14 protein-coding genes are annotated in these 16,182 nt (G+C 73.2%); 7 read left to right on the top strand and 7 right to left on the bottom strand.

The window, feature by feature from the left end; genetic code table 11:
• Positions 1-15: 15 nt before the first annotated feature.
• From ACQEV8_RS00680 to ACQEV8_RS00665, 4 genes are read left to right on the top strand one after another with little or no spacing between them, the layout of a single operon-like run.
• Entirely contained in the window at positions 16-711 is a 696-nt protein-coding gene (locus ACQEV8_RS00680) for a hypothetical protein (RefSeq protein ID WP_432956393.1), read from the top strand.
• Positions 708-1,670: a DUF6895 family protein gene (locus tag ACQEV8_RS00675; protein WP_432956392.1), complete on the top strand. Its 963-nt coding sequence runs from the start codon at positions 708-710 to the stop codon at positions 1,668-1,670. Before ACQEV8_RS00680 ends, ACQEV8_RS00675 begins: the two co-directional genes overlap by 4 nt.
• Positions 1,667-2,584 (top strand): DUF6895 family protein, encoded by a 918-nt coding sequence (locus tag ACQEV8_RS00670; protein WP_432956390.1) that lies wholly within the window; start codon positions 1,667-1,669, stop codon positions 2,582-2,584. The genes ACQEV8_RS00675 and ACQEV8_RS00670 overlap by 4 nt, the downstream gene beginning before the upstream one ends.
• The gene (locus tag ACQEV8_RS00665; RefSeq protein WP_432956388.1) at positions 2,581-3,762 is read left to right on the top strand and encodes a serine hydrolase domain-containing protein; all 1,182 of its coding nucleotides are present in this window, start codon (positions 2,581-2,583) and stop codon (positions 3,760-3,762) included. Before ACQEV8_RS00670 ends, ACQEV8_RS00665 begins: the two co-directional genes overlap by 4 nt.
• Before the next feature lie 7 nt (positions 3,763-3,769).
• On the opposite strand, the gene ACQEV8_RS00660 is transcribed toward ACQEV8_RS00665, so the two are convergent.
• The 5 genes from ACQEV8_RS00660 to ACQEV8_RS00640 form a co-directional block, all read right to left on the bottom strand.
• On the bottom strand, positions 3,770-5,137 hold the full coding sequence (locus tag ACQEV8_RS00660; RefSeq protein WP_432956386.1) for an alpha-lytic protease prodomain-containing protein: 1,368 nt from the start codon (positions 5,135-5,137) through the stop codon (positions 3,770-3,772).
• 55 nt (positions 5,138-5,192) lie between these two features.
• Positions 5,193-6,857: an alkaline phosphatase D family protein gene (locus tag ACQEV8_RS00655; protein ID WP_432956384.1), complete on the bottom strand. Its 1,665-nt coding sequence runs from the start codon at positions 6,855-6,857 to the stop codon at positions 5,193-5,195.
• A 238-nt stretch (positions 6,858-7,095) separates the two neighbouring features.
• On the bottom strand, positions 7,096-7,860 hold the full coding sequence (locus tag ACQEV8_RS00650) for a metallophosphoesterase family protein (protein ID WP_432956383.1): 765 nt from the start codon (positions 7,858-7,860) through the stop codon (positions 7,096-7,098).
• The gene (locus ACQEV8_RS00645; RefSeq protein ID WP_432956381.1) at positions 7,857-8,144 is read right to left on the bottom strand and encodes a BON domain-containing protein; all 288 of its coding nucleotides are present in this window, start codon (positions 8,142-8,144) and stop codon (positions 7,857-7,859) included. The genes ACQEV8_RS00650 and ACQEV8_RS00645 overlap by 4 nt, the downstream gene beginning before the upstream one ends.
• A 10-nt stretch (positions 8,145-8,154) precedes the next feature.
• Positions 8,155-8,832, bottom strand: a complete 678-nt coding sequence (locus tag ACQEV8_RS00640) for a nucleotidyltransferase family protein (protein WP_432956379.1) — start codon at positions 8,830-8,832, stop codon at positions 8,155-8,157.
• Between the two features lie 227 nt (positions 8,833-9,059).
• Here ACQEV8_RS00640 and ACQEV8_RS00635 point away from each other — a divergent pair, with 227 nt between their 5' ends.
• Complete coding sequence (locus ACQEV8_RS00635; RefSeq protein ID WP_432956378.1) at positions 9,060-9,644, top strand: hypothetical protein; 585 nt, start codon at positions 9,060-9,062, stop codon at positions 9,642-9,644.
• Between the two features lie 16 nt (positions 9,645-9,660).
• Positions 9,661-13,998, top strand: coding sequence for an HAD-IC family P-type ATPase (locus ACQEV8_RS00630; RefSeq protein WP_432956376.1), 4,338 nt, complete (start codon positions 9,661-9,663; stop codon positions 13,996-13,998).
• Positions 13,999-14,068: 70 nt separating this feature from the next.
• Here ACQEV8_RS00630 and ACQEV8_RS00625 read toward each other — a convergent pair whose 3' ends face one another.
• Positions 14,069-14,518: an SRPBCC family protein gene (locus ACQEV8_RS00625; RefSeq protein WP_432956375.1), complete on the bottom strand. Its 450-nt coding sequence runs from the start codon at positions 14,516-14,518 to the stop codon at positions 14,069-14,071.
• Between the two features lie 95 nt (positions 14,519-14,613).
• Here ACQEV8_RS00625 and ACQEV8_RS00620 point away from each other — a divergent pair, with 95 nt between their 5' ends.
• On the top strand, positions 14,614-15,066 hold the full coding sequence (locus ACQEV8_RS00620; protein ID WP_432956374.1) for a flavodoxin family protein: 453 nt from the start codon (positions 14,614-14,616) through the stop codon (positions 15,064-15,066).
• A gap of 5 nt (positions 15,067-15,071) precedes the next feature.
• On the opposite strand, the gene ACQEV8_RS00615 is transcribed toward ACQEV8_RS00620, so the two are convergent.
• Positions 15,072-16,148: a YihY/virulence factor BrkB family protein gene (locus ACQEV8_RS00615; RefSeq protein WP_432956373.1), complete on the bottom strand. Its 1,077-nt coding sequence runs from the start codon at positions 16,146-16,148 to the stop codon at positions 15,072-15,074.
• Positions 16,149-16,182: the final 34 nt, after the last annotated feature.

Below are 16,182 nucleotides of genomic sequence, written 5' to 3'. Positions count from 1 at the left end.
CCGACAGGAGCAACCATGAAGCAGTCAGGCACTTCGTCTCTCTTGCAGGACGCGGTGCAGGACCTCGCTTCCGGCGTGGTCTCCGCTCTTCGGAGCGGAGACCACGCCCGTGCGGCAGCCCCCGTGGCGGCCGACCCGGAAGCGGAGGGACTCGCCCTCGCGGCCGTACGTGTGCTGGGAGCCGACGCGTTGCTCCCGAGCACCCTTCTGCACACCCCGCCCCCGCCCGACGAACTCGCCGTGTTCCACAAAGCCGTGGAGACCTACCCGCCCGGCGCCCAGGCCGCCCCCACCGTCGTGTGGAGCCACTGGGCCATGCGACGCACACTGCTGCGGCTCGACCCGGGCCATGCCGGCAGTCCGGGCGAAGAACCCGACGCCGCCTGGCTGGAGGGTGCGAGCTGGCAGCTCCTGACGCACCAGCTCGCGGTGCTGGCCGCCCTCGCCCTGCCCGGCGAGGACAGCGCGGTCGCCCGCGCCGCCGCGCACCGGCCGGTCGACGTCGCCCGCGGCTTCGTGCGCGCCGTACGCCGCAGGGACTGGCGGCAGGCAGCCGGTGCCGGACGCTGGCTGACCCTTCTGGACGGCGTACCGAAGACGCTGGGCCTCGAGAACGGCCTGGACTTCGTGGAGCTGATGGGCGGCCAGGACCCGCTCGTGGCACTGCAGTCGAGGGCCGCGCGGCTGACCCGGACGGGAGCGTTCGTGTGAGGGACGTACGGGGACCGCGGCAGGTGGCCGAGGACGCGCTGGCGTGGGTGTCCGCGCATCGCGAGCGGTTCGCGCTGGGCGAGGACGCGCTGGCCGCCGACGGACAGGTGAACCGCAGCTGGAAACCGCTCGGGGAACTGGCCCAGGTATGCGCGACCGTGTCCCTGCACACCGCGCCCCCGGACCCGCTCCACGCCTGCGCGGCCGACCTCATGAACTTCGCCTGGCAACAGACCGGCCGGGGAGAGCTGTTCGTGCGTCTGCAACGGCTGGAGCCCTTCGCCACCTACCCGCTGGAGGTGTACGCGGCCATGGCCGCGGCGGGCCTGCGGCACCCCGGCTACGAGGCGGCCACCGCCACGGTGGCCCGCACCCTCGGCTGGCGGCTCACCGAGCAGGAGCCCACCCGGCGTCTCGGCGTTCTGAACGCCGAGACACGCAGCGGCATCCGGCAGTCCGACGCGATGCCGCAGGCGCTGCGGCACACGTGGCTGGCCGGGCTGCCCGAGCCGTGGACCTTCGAGCAGTCCTCCGGCTACTCGCTCACCCACGTGGTCTTCCACCTCACCGACTGGGGGCGCGCCGGGCCCGGGGGCGTACCACCGGACGTCGCCGGCTACCTGGCCGACTGGCTGCCGCCCTGGCTCGACACCTGTCTGGACGCCGGGATGTGGGACCTCGGCTGCGAGTTGCTCGCGGTGGCGGCGAGTCTGCCCCTGCTGCCCGAACCCGCCGTCCTCGAGGACGCCTGGGCACGGGTCGCGGCGGTACAGCACCCCTCCGGCGCGATCCCGGAGCAAGGAGGCGGAACGGACCACGACGGCGGCCCGGACTTCCTCACCCACTACCACCCCACCCTCATGGCCGCCTTCGCGGCAACCCTGACCACAGGGCGTCTCGAGGACGGAGCACGGGCAGGTGCGCACCACCGGCCCGGCGGACAAGGAGTGCTGGGATGACCGACACCCGCCTGATCCACAACGTCGGAGCAGGCGCCCTGGAATGGCTGTGGGCCCACCGCGACGGATTCGAGCTGGAACCCGACGTCGACCCGGAGGTCGGCTTCCTGGAGCGCTTCAAACCCATCGGTGAACTCGCCATGATCTGCAAGGTGCTGTTCCGCGAGGGCGTCGCGGGATCGCGCCAGGCACAGCTCGCCCGGCAACTCCTCGACCACGCCTGGCGCGAGACGCTGGACGGCGGCCGCATGCTGGTGCGCGGGCAGCTCACGGAGCCGATCTCCCCCATCCCGTTCGAGGTGTACCTGCCCTTCAAGGAACTCGGCTACAGCCAGCCGGAGGTGGAGCGGGCCGCCGCCCTGAACCACCGGCTGGACAGCTGGGTGTCGTTCGAGGCGACCCCCACCCGGCGGCTCGGACTCTCCGCGTTCCAGCGCCGCTTCGGCCTCCCGCCGCGCCCTCCGGAGGCCGAACTGCGCGACACCACCTGGCTGGCCCGCACCCCCGAACCCTGGACGGTGGAAGGGCACATCGCCTACGACGTCACGCACAACGTGTTCCACCTGACCGACTGGGGAGAGAACCCGGACGGCCTGCCGCCCGCCACCGCCGACTACCTCGCGACCTGGCTGCCCGTCTGGATCGACGACTGGCTGGACCTGGAGCGCTGGGACCTGCTCGGTGAACTGCTGGTGGTCGACGCCTGCCTGCCCCGCCCCACCCTGGACGAGAGGGCCTGGCAGGGCTTCGCCGCCGCACAGCAGCCCGACGGGGCGATGCCGGCCCTGCGGACGATGCCCGAGGGCGCCCCCGACGAGGTGTTCGACATCGTCTACCACCCGACCCTGGTCGCCGCCTACGCCTCCGTACTGGCCACCTCCCGCTCCCTGTCCCTCCTGGCACACGCCTCATGACGACCCGTCGGCCCGACTGGCGGTCGCCGCAGGGCGAACCGCTCGACGCTCCTCGTACCACGCCCACGGCCGCTCACCCTGACCCACGCGTCCAGCCACCGGTTCTTCTCCAGGACCACGGGCTACCGGACCCTCGGCTCGCGGACGCCGTCACCGCGGCCGATGCCCCGGACGTCGTCTTCGCCCTCTCGCGGCACGGCCGCCGAACCGTCCTGAGCGGCGGTACCGCCCCGCCTCCGCCGGTGTCCCGAGAGGACCTGCGGTACGAGATCGGCTCGGCCGCCAAGACCATCACCGGGCTGCTGCTTGCCCGGCTGATCCACAGCGGACGGCTGTCCGGCGGTGAACCGGCCGTCGCTTTCCTCGACGTGGGACGGCCCACCGGTGCCCACCCTGTGACGCTCGCCCATCTGATCACCCACACCTCCGGCCTGCCCGCCCTGCCGCCAGGCTTCCTCCTCCGGGCCCTGCCCGCCTGGCACACCAACCCGTACGGCCGCTTCCCGGCCGCCCGGGTCGTCGACGCCTTCCTGCGTCACCGGCCGCGCCACCGCCCCGGCACCCGGTGGCGCTACTCCAACTACGGCGTCGCCGTACTCGGACACGCACTCGCCGCCGCGACCGGCACACCGTGGGAGGACCTGCTCACCGGCCAGGTCCTGCACCCGCTCGGCCTGGACGGCACGACCCTGCGCGCGGACGACTCCGGATTCGACGCACTCGGGCACGGCAAGGACGGCCGGTCACCCGTGCCCCCCTTCGACGCCGGAGGCTTCCAGGCCGCAGGTGCCGTCCGGGCCACGCCACACGACCTGCTCACCTTCCTCGAGGCCCATCTGGACCCCGCCGGGGCACCACCCCGACTGGCCGCGCCCCTGCGTGAGGTGCGCCGGCCCGTGCTCCGCCGGGGCATCGGACACCGGCACGTCCACACCACCGCATGGTTCCGTCACCCGACCGACGGCGGACCGCTCTACTTCCACAGCGGGGCGACTCTCGGCCAGCAGGCGTTCCTGGGCTTCCGGCCCGACACCGGCACGGCCCTGGCCGCCGTGTGCACCCGCCGCTTCCGTGCCCACGACCCGTTCCTCGCCACCGCGTACGCGCTGCTGACGGAGGACTGGCGGGCCCGGCCCGGCGCCGACGGCGTGTGCCGCGCCGGCGCCGGACCGCTCTGACTCTTCGTCACACCCGCTGCCACAGGGCCGGGGTGCGCGTCGGCGCCCACACGCCCTGGGCCTGGTGGGTCTGCAGGCACTGGTAGCGCACCCCACCGTGAGTCACCGTGACCCCGGCCTCGTAGACACGGCCGGCGGCCCAGCTCTGCGCCACGTTGCCCTGCGGTGCCGCTGCTGCGGCGGGGGCGGTCTTCAGAGTGAGACCGAAGGCGCTGAGCAGCGGATTGATCGGCTGGAAGAACGTCGTGCCCCCGCTCTTGCAGTCGCCCGTGCCACCCGAGGTCACGCCCTGCGCCTGGACGCCCGCGACGTAGGGCCCGCCGGAGTCGCCCGGCTCGGCGCACACCGTCGTCCGGGTCAGCCCGTCCACCCTGCCCTCGGCATAGCTGACACTGGCGTCGTGCTGCTCGACCTTGCCGCAGTGCCACCCGCTGGTGGAGCCGGAGCGGCACACGGCGGCCCCGACGAGCGCCTGGACCGAGCCGGTGACCTGCACCTTCTGTTCGCCCTCGGCCTTCACGTTCGCCGTGGCCGTCCACTGGTCGTTGACGGCCACCCACGACATGTCCTTGCCGGGGAACGTGGAGGCCTGGAACGTGCCCTGTTCCGCCTGGTTGAACCCGGTCGTCGTATCGCCCTTCTTGCCGCAGTGCCCCGCCGAGGCGAAGCCCTGCTGCTGGCCCTTGGTGACGGAGAACCCGATCGAGCAGCGGGCGCTGCCGTTGATGTAGTAGGCGTCGCCGCCGGTCAGATCCGCAAACAGGCGCGGTCGCTCCGCCGTCACCGTGACTCCCACGCTCTTGGCGTCGAGGCCCGCCGCCTTGACGAACGCGGTGGCCGCGGCCCTGCTCCGGGCCTGCACCGCGATCCGGTTCGCAGGGATGTCGACGTACCACAGGGGCGTGTCGCGGGTGTCGGCACGGGCCGCCGCCCCGTCCAGTTTCTTCTTCGCCGCCTGGAGGTCCCGGAGCGTCTTCTTCACGACGGCGGCCTTGGCGCCCTGGGCCTTGATGGCGGCCACGTCCGCGGTGTTCGTGGTCGCCACCACGAGCTCCTGCGCTGTCGTGCCGCGCAGCCAGGCCCCCGCGAAGCGCGTGCCCAGGGCGTTGCGCAGCCGCCCCGCCCGGGTGCCCGCCTCCGCCTCGTTGACCAGCCGCCGGGACGCCTGGGCCGGGGTCAGCCCGAGGTCGCGCTCCAGGGCCCGCAGCATCGGCGCCGACGGCCGGTCGGCGCCGAGGGTCTGGGCGGCCGAGGGCAGCGGGCCCGCGGGGGGCGCCGGCTCGGCCGCCACGGCGGAGGGGAGTCCGGTGGCGACGAGTGCGCCGAGCGCGGTCAGGGCCGCCCGGCGGCCGGTCACGACGTGTCTGTGGACCATTCGGTGTGTCTCCTTCGATCACGGTGGAACTGCGGTACTGCGGTAACCGGGTGTCTCAGGCGGACTTCAGGCCGGGCGAACCCACCTCCGTGACGAAGGACGCGGTCGTCGAGACGGTGCCCCCGGGCTGTGTGATGGACGGGACGGTCCGGAAGTCGACCTGGGCCTTCGCGCGGTCCAGCTCGACCCGGACGTAGCCGCGCCGGCCGTCGTAGTACCTCATGTGGGGGTTGGCCCGCAGGTAGGTGTCCCAGTTGTCGGGCTTCTCGGTTCCGTTGCCGCCGCTGGAGATGGAGGTGCAGGTGAACTCCGTGCCCAGCGTCCTGGACCGCGGGTCGTCGAAGTCGTCCTTGATGTCGAAGGCGTACCCGACGTGGACGTCGCCGGTGAGGACCATCCAGTTGTCGATGCCCGCGGCCTTCGCGCCCGCCGTGACCCGGTCGCGGGAGGCGCGGTAGCCGTCCCAGGCGTCCATGGAGACCCGGGCCGGCCCGGTCACGTCGAACTTGCGCTGTGAGAAGCACACCTGCTGGGGCGTCACGTGCCACAGCGCGCCGGAGCCTCGCCAGCCGTCCAGCAGCCAGCGTTCCTGCGCGTCGCCGGTCATGGTGCGGGCCGGGTCGTCCGACTCGGTGCCCGGTGCGTGCGGCCGGTCGTCGTAGGCCTGGTCGGAGCGGTACTGGCGGGTGTCGAGGAGGTCGAACTGGACGAGTGACCCCCAGGCCAGCCGGCGGTACAGCCGGGCGTCGGGGCCCTGCGGCAGCTGCTCGGCGCGCAGCGGCTGGTTCTCCCAGTAGGCCCGGTAGGCGGCGGCGCGGCGCGCCAGGAACTGCTCCGAGGAGGTGCCCTTCTCGTCGAAGGCGCCCGCGTAGTTGTTCTCCGTCTCGTGGTCGTCCCAGGTGACGAGGAACGGGTGCCGGGCATGCGCGGCGCGCAGGTCCGGATCGTTCTTGTAGAGCGAGTAGCGCAGCCGGTAGTCCGCGAGGGTGACCGTCTCGCGGTTGAACACGTCGGGCAGCTTGCGGTCGCTGTAGCGGCGGGCGCCGCCTGCGGAGTCCACCGGGTACTCGTACAGGTAGTCGCCGAGGTGGAACACCGCGTCGACGTCCTCCTCGGCCAGATGCCGGTGGGCGGTGTAGTAGCCGTCCTGGTAGGCCTGGCAGGCCACGGCGGCGAGCCGCATGCCGGCGGGGGCGCTGCCCGCGGCCGGTGCCGTACGGGTCCGGCCCGTGGGGCTGATCCAGCTGCCCACCCGGAACCGGTAGTAGTAGTGGCTGTCCGGCCTCAGACCCTTGATGTCGACGCGCACGCTGTGGGCGTACTCGGGATGTGCCGTCGCGACACCCTGCTGCTCGACGAGCGCGAACCGCTCGTCCATGGCCACTTCCCAGGAGACGACGACCCGCTCCTGGCCCAGGCCGCCGTCCGCGGTGAACGGCTCGGGGGCCAGCCGCGTCCAGATCAGCACCGAGTCGGGCAGTGGATCGCCGGAGGCCACGCCCAGGGTGAACGGGTCGTCGGAGACCCGGGCGGCGTCGAGTTCCGGAGCGGCGGTGGCGCCGCGGGCCGGCCGGTTGGTGCTGAAGGCGAGCATCGCCGCCGCCGCGGTGACGGTCAGGAAGCGCCGGCGGGCGACGTGCGGCGCCGCGGTGCGCAGTACGGCGTCGTGCGGGGAGAAGGCATGCTCGGACGGTGCATTCCGACGGCCCGTCAGCGCCATCTGGTGTCCTCTCGTACGGGGCAGGGCGCCCCGGACGGACGCGTGGGGCATCGCCGACGTGGGGAGCGCGGAGCATGCATGCTAAGCAGACAAAATGCCTTAAGCGGGCGCGACCTGCGGGGCGTTCACACCAGAGGCGGTACGGGGACGGCGCCTCGTGTCACCCGTCACGGAACACGGCGCACGGAAAAGCGCCGCCGGCGCGGGCCGGCGGCGCGGGGCGAGCGGGGGATCGGGCCTAGCGGGCGGCCCGGGCGGCGGCTCCGGTGGCCGCGTGGTCGCGGACCGGCAGGTGGTAGACGTGGAAGGCCCGTCCGATGACCGGCTGGGCGACATTGCGCACCCGTACGCCGCCGCTGGTCATGCCGTGTTCGGTGCCGGCGTGCGCGTGCCCGTGCACCGCGAGGTCGGCACCGGCCGTGTCGATCGCCTCGGCCAGCAGATAGCTGCCCAGGAACGGATGGATCTCCAGCGGTTCGCCGGCCAGCGTGTCCGGGACGGGGGAGTAGTGGGTCAGTGCGATCCGCGCGTCACAGCCCTCCTCGCCGAGCCGCTCCAGGGACGCCCGCAGACCGTCGGCACAGCGCCGCGAGTGCCTGACGAACTCCTTCATGACCGGCTCGCCGAACTCCCCGGCGCAGCGGCCGACGAAGCCGCCGCCGAACCCCTTGGTGCCGGCCACGCCGATACGCGCCCCGCCGCACGGCAGGACCGTCCCCTGGCCCTCGAGGACATGGGCGCCGGCGTCCCTGAGCACGGCCGTGACCTCGTCGGGTTTGTCGTCGTGATGGTCGTGGTTACCCAGGACGGCGACCACCGGGACCCCGAGGCCCTGGATCTCCCGGGCCACCACCGAGGCCTCCTCGGGAGTGCCGTGCCGGGTCAGGTCCCCGGCCAGCAGCAGGAGGTCGGCGCACTCGGGCAGGGTCTCGAAGGCGGGGCGGAGCACGCCCTGGCTGTCGGGCCCCATGTGGATGTCTCCGACGGCTGCGACGCGGATCATGAGAGCTCCTCCGCGTGGTCGGGGGAGGACGCCTCGGTGACCACGAGATCGCTGTGCACCGGGATTCCGGCGAGCTCCTCGCGGGCGGTGCGCACGATCTCCTCGCGGCAGGGGGCCGAGGGCACGGTGCCGGTGAGCAGCACCGTCCGGCCGCGGGCCTCGACCCGTACGCCGAGTTCGCCGAGTTCGCCCGAGGCGAGGCGGTCCTGGAGGTGGGCGATGCGGTAGTCCAGGTTCTGCGCCGGCGGCGCGCCGCCCGTGTCCTGGGAACCGTGGGTGCTCATGAGTGCTCCTTCAGATGACGTTCAGGCGCTCCAGGAGGAAGAAGAAGGCGGCGGGCATGGGCGCGTCCCCGCACTCGCGCCGCACCCGCTCCCAGTCGACCTTCTCCCGCAGGGCGCGCGCGATGGGGAGGGCGGCACCGAAGTCGCAGTGGTGCTCCGAGAAGGCGGCGGCCAGGCTCCACAGCAGATCGGTCGGGGCCAGCACGGGCATGCGCACCGAGTCGACCGAGATCTCCTCCGCGCGCTCCAGCATGTCCGCGCCGACCGGCCGGTCCGCCAGCTCGAAGATGATGTCCACGGGCTGGCCGAAACACGTGGCTTTGATCAGCCAGTCCTCCGGCGGTGTGTAGACGGTCAGCCCCGCGTCCCGGAGTGTGACCGCCACCGCCTCGGCGTCCTCGGGGCGGATGGCGAAGTCGACGTCGTGCTGGAGGTTCTTCTCGCCTCCGTGCGCGTAGGCGGCCACGCTCCCGGCCAGCGCGAAGAGATGTCCCTTCCGCTTCAGCAGGGAACCCACCTGCTTGGCCGCCTCCAGAATCGCCTGATTACGGTCCAGGGGCAGTTCGTGTGGCGGCTCACCGGCCTGCGGGTCCTGGGGTGGCGCGGGCTCGCTCCGGTCCGGGGCCAGTCGGAGGTCGGGTATGCCCGGCCTCCGGACGAGCGTCGCGTCATCACCGTTCTCCGTCATGACCACTCCATTCGCCGAACCGGAGACTCCGCTGCCGTACCGTGCCCGGACCCCGTGAGGGCCCGCGTGCCCGCTCTGAGTACCCAGCGCGCCCGTGCCGACACGGAAGGCTGCGGCCCCTGCTCCGGCCGAACAGGACAAGCGCTCATACCGTCGAAGACGGAATATAGGGCGAAGAGCTGGAAAACCGGTTGAAGTCGGATAAAAGCGCGCCTGTGGAGGTCGACATGACCCAGGAGACATCACGTTCGTCCGATCTTCCGCAGCCGCTGCGGGCAGTCGCCTCGGGCCTCCGGCATCTGCCGGGCGCGGAGCAGGTGGGGAAGGTGGCCGGAGGAGCCCTGGACAAGGTCGGCGCGGTGTCGCCGCGCGGCCGCCGGATGGCCGTCTACGCCGGTGCCGGTGTGCTCGGTGTGGCCGGAGTGGTGGAGTGGCCGGTGGCGCTGACCGGCGCCGCCGTCGCCTGGCTGACACGGCCCAGGCCCGGACAGAAGCCCGACGGCACGTCACCGAACGGCGGCACGCGGACCACCCGCACCGGTGAACGCGGCAAGGGCACCGGCTCCCACGACAGGCCGGACGACCAGGACACCTCCGAGCACGGCCCCGGCGGCAGACTCGCCTCGTCCCACTACCGGCACGACCGACCCGAACAGCACGTCCACGAACAGCCCGCCAAGGTGGGCGACACCGCCACCGCCTCCGCGCTGAAGCAGGTCGCCGAGGCCACCGCGCACCACGACCCGCACGGCGAGGAACCGGACCGGGTACACGCTCACCCGCACGGACACGACAGCCGGCCGACCGGCTGAGTCGGGACAGCGGCAGATGCTCACACGCTTCGACGTCGCCCCGCTCGTCGGGGCCGTGGCCGGGGCGGCCGCAGGGGCCGTCCGCGGCACCGCCCAGGGCGTGACGTCCGTCTACGACACCACGCGGCGCGTACGCAACGTCGCGCGCAACGCCCTGACCGGCCAGCAGCACTGGAAGGCCGGCCACCGCGTCCACCTCGCCCTGCGGCGCTCCGACGGCGAGGCCGGCACGCTCGCCCGCGAGTTGGCCGGGGAACTCCTCGACCACCCGGACGTGCTCACGGCGTTCTGGGACGGAGGACTGTCCCGCATGGTGATCACCGTGGCCGAGGAAGCCGCCACCGACCGCGTCACCGAGCGGGCCATCGCACTCGCCGCCCTCCTCGGCCTGGACGAAGGCACCGACCCGAACGCCCGGGACACCAGCCACCCCGGCGACCCCACCGAGGTGCGCGTCACCGCGGCGGCGATCCTCCTGGACGCAGTCGGCACGGCAGGCGCCCTGGCCGGCCGGTCCCTGCGTCTGCCGCCCACCTCACGCATCATCACCGCGACCGTCACCCTGCTGCGCGAGAACCCCCGCTTCCGGGCCCTGCTCCGGCAGCGCTTCGGCACCCCCGGCATGGAACTGGTCCTCGCCGCCGCGAACGCCGCCGCACACGGCGCCGGCCAGACCCCGCTGGCGCTCCTGCTCGACGGCGTCCTGCGCGGCACCCAGCTGACGGAGGCCGTGGCCAGGGCCGCGGCCTTCGAGGCACTGCACGACGACATCGTCCACGAACGCCGCACGAGCCTGCCCTGCCCGCCGGACACCCGGCCGCCGCTCAAGGTGACGCCCGCCGCGGAGTACGCCTCCCACGCCAGCACCGGCAGCGTCGCCGGCGCCGCCGCCACCCTCCTCGTGACGCACCGGGCGAGCGACGCGGCCGAAGCAGTCCTCGCCGGATCCCCCAAGGCGGCCCGGTACGGACCGGCCGCCTTCGGCGCGACCCTCGGCGCCTTCCTCGCCCACGCCGGGATCCTCCTGCGCAACGGGGAGCGCCTGCGGCAGCTGGAGATCGCCGACGCCCTGGTCCTGCACGCCGACGCCCTGCGCAGCCGGCGGGAGGACACCCAGGACGACCCAGACGGGCTGCCCGACGACCCGGTCCACCCCTTCGCCGAGGCCGTCCTCGACGCGGCCCGCAGGGCAGGACTGCACGTCGTGATCGCAGGCGGCTCCGACCTCAAGGACATCACCCGGCTCGCCGACGAGGTCGCCCCTGGCGCGAAACCGTTCGGAGACGTCGTCCGGGCCCTGCAGAACGACGGGCACATCGTGGTGACCGTCGCCCGCCTGGCCGAGTCCGGCGACGGACACGTGGCGGCCGGCCTGCCCGCCGGCGACGTCGCCATCGCCCTCACCGACGGCCGGGCCGCCGTCTCCTGGGGTGTCGACGCGCTGGCCCCGGGAGGCCTCGCCGACGTCTGGCGGCTGCTGACGGCGATCCCCGCGGCCCGGCGCGTCGGACGCCGGTCCCAGACCCTGGCCCGCGCCGGCGCCGCCCTGTCGGGGCTCCTGGTCGCACGCGGCGGACAGCGTCTGGGCCGACTCGGCATGTGGCCCCTCACCCGGCACGCCCCCGTCAACATCGCCGCCGCGGGCGCCCTGCTCACCGGCTGGCTCGCGGGCATCCAAGCGGCCCGGGCCACCCCGCCCCCGCCACGACTGCACATCCCCTGGCACGCCCTGGAACCCCACGAGGTCCGCGACCGGCTGGGACGCACCAGGCGCGACGGCGAGCCCCGCGGACTCGCCCTGCTCGCCGACCGCTCCAGGCAGCAGGCCGGCCGCCTGATCCGCCACCCGGCAGTGACCCCGGCCCGCTGGACATGGCAGGCGGCCGGTGCCGTACGCCGAGAACTCGACGATCCGCTCACACCCGTCCTGGCCACGGGCGCCGTCGCCTCCGCCCTGCTCGGCTCGCTCGTCGACGCCCTGCTGGTCGTGGGCGCCATGGACCTCAACGCCGTGACGGGCGGACTCCAGCGGATGCGCGCCGAACAGGCACTGGCCCGGCTGGCCTCCCGGCAGCAGCCCAAGGCCCGCAGGCAGGACAGCCACCGGCGCACCGTCACCGTCGACGCCGCCCGGCTGCGGCCCGGCGACGAGATCAGCCTCGGCGCGGGCGATGTCGTACCCGCCGACGCCCGGCTGCTGGAGATCGACGGCCTCGAGGTCGACGAGTCGGCTCTCACCGGCGAGTCCCTGCCCGTCTCCAAGGCCGTCGACGCCACGCCCGGACTGCCGGTGGCCCAGCGCGCCTGCATGGTGTTCGAGGGCACGACCGTCGTGGCCGGACGCGCCCTCGCGCTCGTCGTGGACACCGGCGACCAGACCGAGGCGGGCCGCGCCGTCACCCTCGCCGCCCGCACCCCGCCGCCCGCCGGCGTCCAGGCCCGGCTGCAGGAACTGACCCGCAAGGCGCTGCCGGTGACCTTCACGGGCGGCGCGGCCGTGACCGGACTGTCCCTGCTGCGCGGCAGCCCCGTACGACGCGCCGTCAGCGGGGGTGTCGCGGTCGCCGTCGCCGCCGTTCCGGAAGGACTGCCGCTCGTCGCCACGGTCGCGCAGATGGCGGCCGCCCGGCGGCTGTCCCGGCGCGGCGTCCTGGTCCGCACCCCGCGCACCCTGGAGGCGCTCGGGCGGGTCGACACCGTCTGCTTCGACAAGACCGGCACCCTCACCGAGAACAGACTGCGCCTGGTCCGCGTCGCCACCGCCGACGGCACCGTCGTCGAGACCGGCACCGAACAGGCCTTGCCGGTCCTGCGGCTGGCAGCGCGCGCCTGCCCGCAGGAGGAGACGGGACAGGGCCGCCGTGTCGCGCACGCCACCGACGAGGCCGTCCTCGACGTCGCCCCGCCCGACGAGGGCTGGGCCCCGACCGGCGAGCTGCCCTTCGAGACACGGCGGGGCTACGCCGCGGCGGTCGGCCGTGACGGCGATCCGGACTTCGGTGAACTCCTCGTCGTCAAGGGAGCCCCGGAGACGATCCTGCCCGCCTGCCGGAACCTCCCCGGCCACGCGACCGACACCGCCCACGAGCTGGCAGGACAGGGACTGCGCGTCCTCGCCGTAGCCCGGCGCCCCTGCCGGGCCGACGACGCCGACGCCGAACTCGACGCGCCCCTCGCGGACCTGGAGTTCAGCGGCTTCGTCGCCCTCGCCGACGTCCCGCGCGACACCTCGCACGCCCTGCTCGCGGAACTCCGCCGCTCCGGCATCCTGCCCGTCATGCTCACCGGCGACCACCCCGAGACCGCCCGCGCCATCGCCCTGCAACTGGGCTGGCCGCAGGAGACCGAGGCGGTGACCGGCGACGAACTGGTCGCCATGGAACGCCGCGAACGCGTCCGGGTCCTGCGCGGCGCGGGCGTCATCGCCCGGGTCGCACCCGAGCAGAAACTGCACGTCGTCGAGGCCCTGCAGCAGGCCGGACGAGTAGTGGCGATGGCCGGGGACGGCGCCAACGACGCCGCCGCCATCCGCGCCGCCGACGTCGGGGTGGGCGTCGAGTCCCGCGGCTCCGCGGCCGCCCGCAACGCCGCCGACCTCGTGCTCACCACCGGCGACCTGTCCGTCCTCGTGGACGCGGTCGCCGAGGGCCGTGCGCTGTGGCGCAGCGTCGCCGACGCGGTGAGCATCCTCATCGGCGGCAACGCCGGCGAGGTCGGCTTCAGCGTCCTCGGCACCCTGCTGGCCGGTGCCTCACCTCTGTCGACACGTCAGCTGCTGCTGGTCAACCTGCTCACCGACATGTTCCCGGCCATGGCGGTGGCGGTCACGCCGAGCGACGACCCCCCGACCGCGGAGCACGCCGCGACCGGCCCGATGGGCCTCGACGTCCTGGGCGCCCCGCTGCTGCGCTCCATTCGCCGCCGGGGCCTCACCACCTGCCTCGGCGCGGTCACGGCGTACCTCATCGGCCGCCTCACCCCGGGCACCGAACGCCGGTCCACCACCATGGCCCTGTGCGGCGTGGTCGGAGCCCAGCTCGTGCAGACCCTCTCCGGCCGCCGGCGCAGCACGCTGGTGTGGGTGACGGCCCTCGGCTCGGCCGCCGTACTCGCCGCACTCGTCCAGACCCCCGGCGTCAGCCACTTCTTCGGCTGCACCCCGCTCGGCCCGGTGGCCTGGGTGGGCGTGGCCCTGGCCATCGCCCTCTCGGCCCTGGCCCCGCGTCTGGAACACCTCAGGGCCGTCCACGTGCTCTACGAGGCCGTGACACGCCTCGCCCTGCGTCTGGGCGACCTGACTCAGCAGGCCCGGGAAGTGCTGCAGAGCGGGATCGCCCGGCCGGTGGTGGCGTAGCGGGCGAGCACACACGGCGGAGGGCGGTCGCCACCACCGCACGTGGTGGCGACCGCCCTCCGCCGCCGGCTCAGACCGCGCCGCGCCAGGCGCCCGTCTCCGACCCACGGGCCTCCATGAACTGCTTGAACCGCCGCAGGTCGCCCGAGACCTGCCGCTTGACGAACCCGAGCTTGTCGCCCACGGTCTCGGTCACCCCGACGGGGTCGAACTCCAACTGCAGCATGACCTTGGTCGTGTCGTCCTGGATGCGGTGGAAGGTGACCACACCGGCCTGCCTGGCCTCGCCGCCCACCGTCGTCCAGGCGACGCGCTCGTCGGGAACCTGCTCGGTGATCTCCGCGTCGAACTCCCGCTCCTGGCCGCCGACCTTCGTCACCCAGTGCGTCAGCGTGTCGGTGCGCTGCTCGATGCGCTCCACGCCTTCCATGAACTGGGGAAAGTCCTCGAACTGGGTCCACTGGTTGTAGGCGGTGTGCACCGGGACACGGACCTCGATGGATTCCTCTACCTGCGACAAGGCGGTACCTCCCTTTCTCGTACGGAGAGCGAGGGACGGGTACCGGATCTCGCGCCGGGCACTCCTGCTCTTCACGACTTGTAAGGTCGGATGCCGTGGCCACCTTGCTGATCGTCCATCACACGCCCTCGCCCAACTGCCAGGCGATGTTCGAAGCCGTCCTCTCCGGGGCGACGGACCCCGAGATCGAGGAGGTCCGCGTCGAACGCCGGCCGGCGCTGTCCGCCACCGCCTCCGACGTCCTCGCGGCCGACGGCTACCTCCTCGGCACCCCCGCCAACCTCGGCTACATGTCGGGCGCCCTCAAGCACTTCTTCGACCAGGTCTACTACCCGTGCCTGGACGCGACGCGCGGCCGGCCCTTCGGCTTCTACGTGCACGGCGGGAACGACGTGACGGGAGCGGTGCGGGGTATCGAGTCCATCACGACGGGCCTCGGCTGGCGCCGCACCGCCGAGGCCGTGACCGTGACCGGCGAGCCGGACAAGGGCGACGTCGAGAGGTGCTGGGAACTGGGCGCCACGGTCGCCGCCGGACTGATGGGCTGAACAGGTCAGGTCTCTTCCACCCGGCGCCGGTCCTCCTCGTCCCAGGCCCGGGTGTCGCGCGGCTGGGTGTACGGCTCGTCCTCGGGCGGATGCCCGCCGGCGACGGCCCGCTGCCGTACCGTCTCCGCGTCGAACTCCAGGCCCAGCAGGATCGCGAGGTTCGTGATCCACAGCCACACCAGGAAGACGATGACACCCGCCATCGTGCCGTAGGTCTTGTTGTACGAGGCGAAGTTGGCCACGTACACGGCGAAGCCCGCCGACGCGAGCAGCCAGATCAGCAGGGCCAGCACGCTGCCGGGCGTGACCCAGCGGAACCCCTTCACCTTGGCGTTCGGGGTCGCCCAGTACAGAATCGCGATCATGATCGTGACCAGCACGACCAGAACGGGCCACTTGGCGAACGACCACACCGTCAGCGCCGTGTCGCCGATGCCCAGAGTCGTCCCGGCCTGACGGGCCAGCCCGCCCGTGAAGACCACGATCAGCGCGCTCATCGTGGCCAGCACCATCAGCACCACCGTCACGCCCACCCGCACCGGCAGCAGCTTCCACACCGGCCGCCCCTCGGGCATGTCGTAGACGGCGTTGGCGGAGCGGATGAACGCCGCCACGTAGCCGGAGGCCGACCACACCGCCAGGAGGAGACCGACGATCGCCATCAGCGAACCGATGCCGGCGTTGCCCTGCAACTGCTCGACGGCCCGGGTGATGATGTCCCGCGCCGCGCCGGGAGCGAACTGCTGGATGTTCTCGAGCACCTTGTCCGTGGTGGATTCGCCGGTGATGCCCAGGAGAGACACCAGGACCAGCAGTGCCGGGAACATCGCCAGCACCGTGTAGTACGTCAGCGCCGCCGCCCGGTCCGTCAGCTCGTCCTTCCTGAACTCCCGCACGCTCCCCTTCAGTACCGCACCCCACGACGTCCGGGGCAGCTCACTCGGCGTGTCGGGAGCCGCACGCTCCACTTCGGGGCCCGGACCCGCCGTCCCGGGCGCCGGCCGAGGGCTCTCCGACGGTTCCGAAGACGGACCCTCGGTCGCGTCATGTTCTTTTCGTCCCGGAATATGCAGCTTCACCATGGGGGTCGGGTAACCCCGGTCCCTGCCCTTAAGC

It is taken from the genome of Streptomyces sp. CA-179760 (genome assembly GCF_050937045.1).
Lineage (GTDB): Bacteria > Actinomycetota > Actinomycetes > Streptomycetales > Streptomycetaceae > Streptomyces.
Note: the sequence above shows the minus strand (reverse complement) of the source record. Positions and strands in the feature narration are given on the sequence as shown.

Bases quoted from the DNA above. Each gene is read 5' to 3' on its own strand.
- ACQEV8_RS00680 (WP_432956393.1), top strand. From the start codon at position 16: ATGAAGCAGTCAGGCACTTCGTCTCTCTTGCAGGACGCGGTGCAGGAC.
- ACQEV8_RS00670 (WP_432956390.1), top strand. From the start codon at position 1,667: ATGACCGACACCCGCCTGATCCACAACGTCGGAGCAGGCGCCCTGGAA.
- ACQEV8_RS00665 (WP_432956388.1), top strand. From the start codon at position 2,581: ATGACGACCCGTCGGCCCGACTGGCGGTCGCCGCAGGGCGAACCGCTC.
- ACQEV8_RS00660 (WP_432956386.1), bottom strand. From the start codon at position 5,137: ATGGTCCACAGACACGTCGTGACCGGCCGCCGGGCGGCCCTGACCGCG.
- ACQEV8_RS00655 (WP_432956384.1), bottom strand. From the start codon at position 6,857: ATGGCGCTGACGGGCCGTCGGAATGCACCGTCCGAGCATGCCTTCTCC.
- ACQEV8_RS00650 (WP_432956383.1), bottom strand. From the start codon at position 7,860: ATGATCCGCGTCGCAGCCGTCGGAGACATCCACATGGGGCCCGACAGC.
- ACQEV8_RS00645 (WP_432956381.1), bottom strand. From the start codon at position 8,144: ATGAGCACCCACGGTTCCCAGGACACGGGCGGCGCGCCGCCGGCGCAG.
- ACQEV8_RS00640 (WP_432956379.1), bottom strand. From the start codon at position 8,832: ATGACGGAGAACGGTGATGACGCGACGCTCGTCCGGAGGCCGGGCATA.
- ACQEV8_RS00635 (WP_432956378.1), top strand. From the start codon at position 9,060: ATGACCCAGGAGACATCACGTTCGTCCGATCTTCCGCAGCCGCTGCGG.
- ACQEV8_RS00630 (WP_432956376.1), top strand. From the start codon at position 9,661: ATGCTCACACGCTTCGACGTCGCCCCGCTCGTCGGGGCCGTGGCCGGG.
- ACQEV8_RS00615 (WP_432956373.1), bottom strand. From the start codon at position 16,148: ATGGTGAAGCTGCATATTCCGGGACGAAAAGAACATGACGCGACCGAG.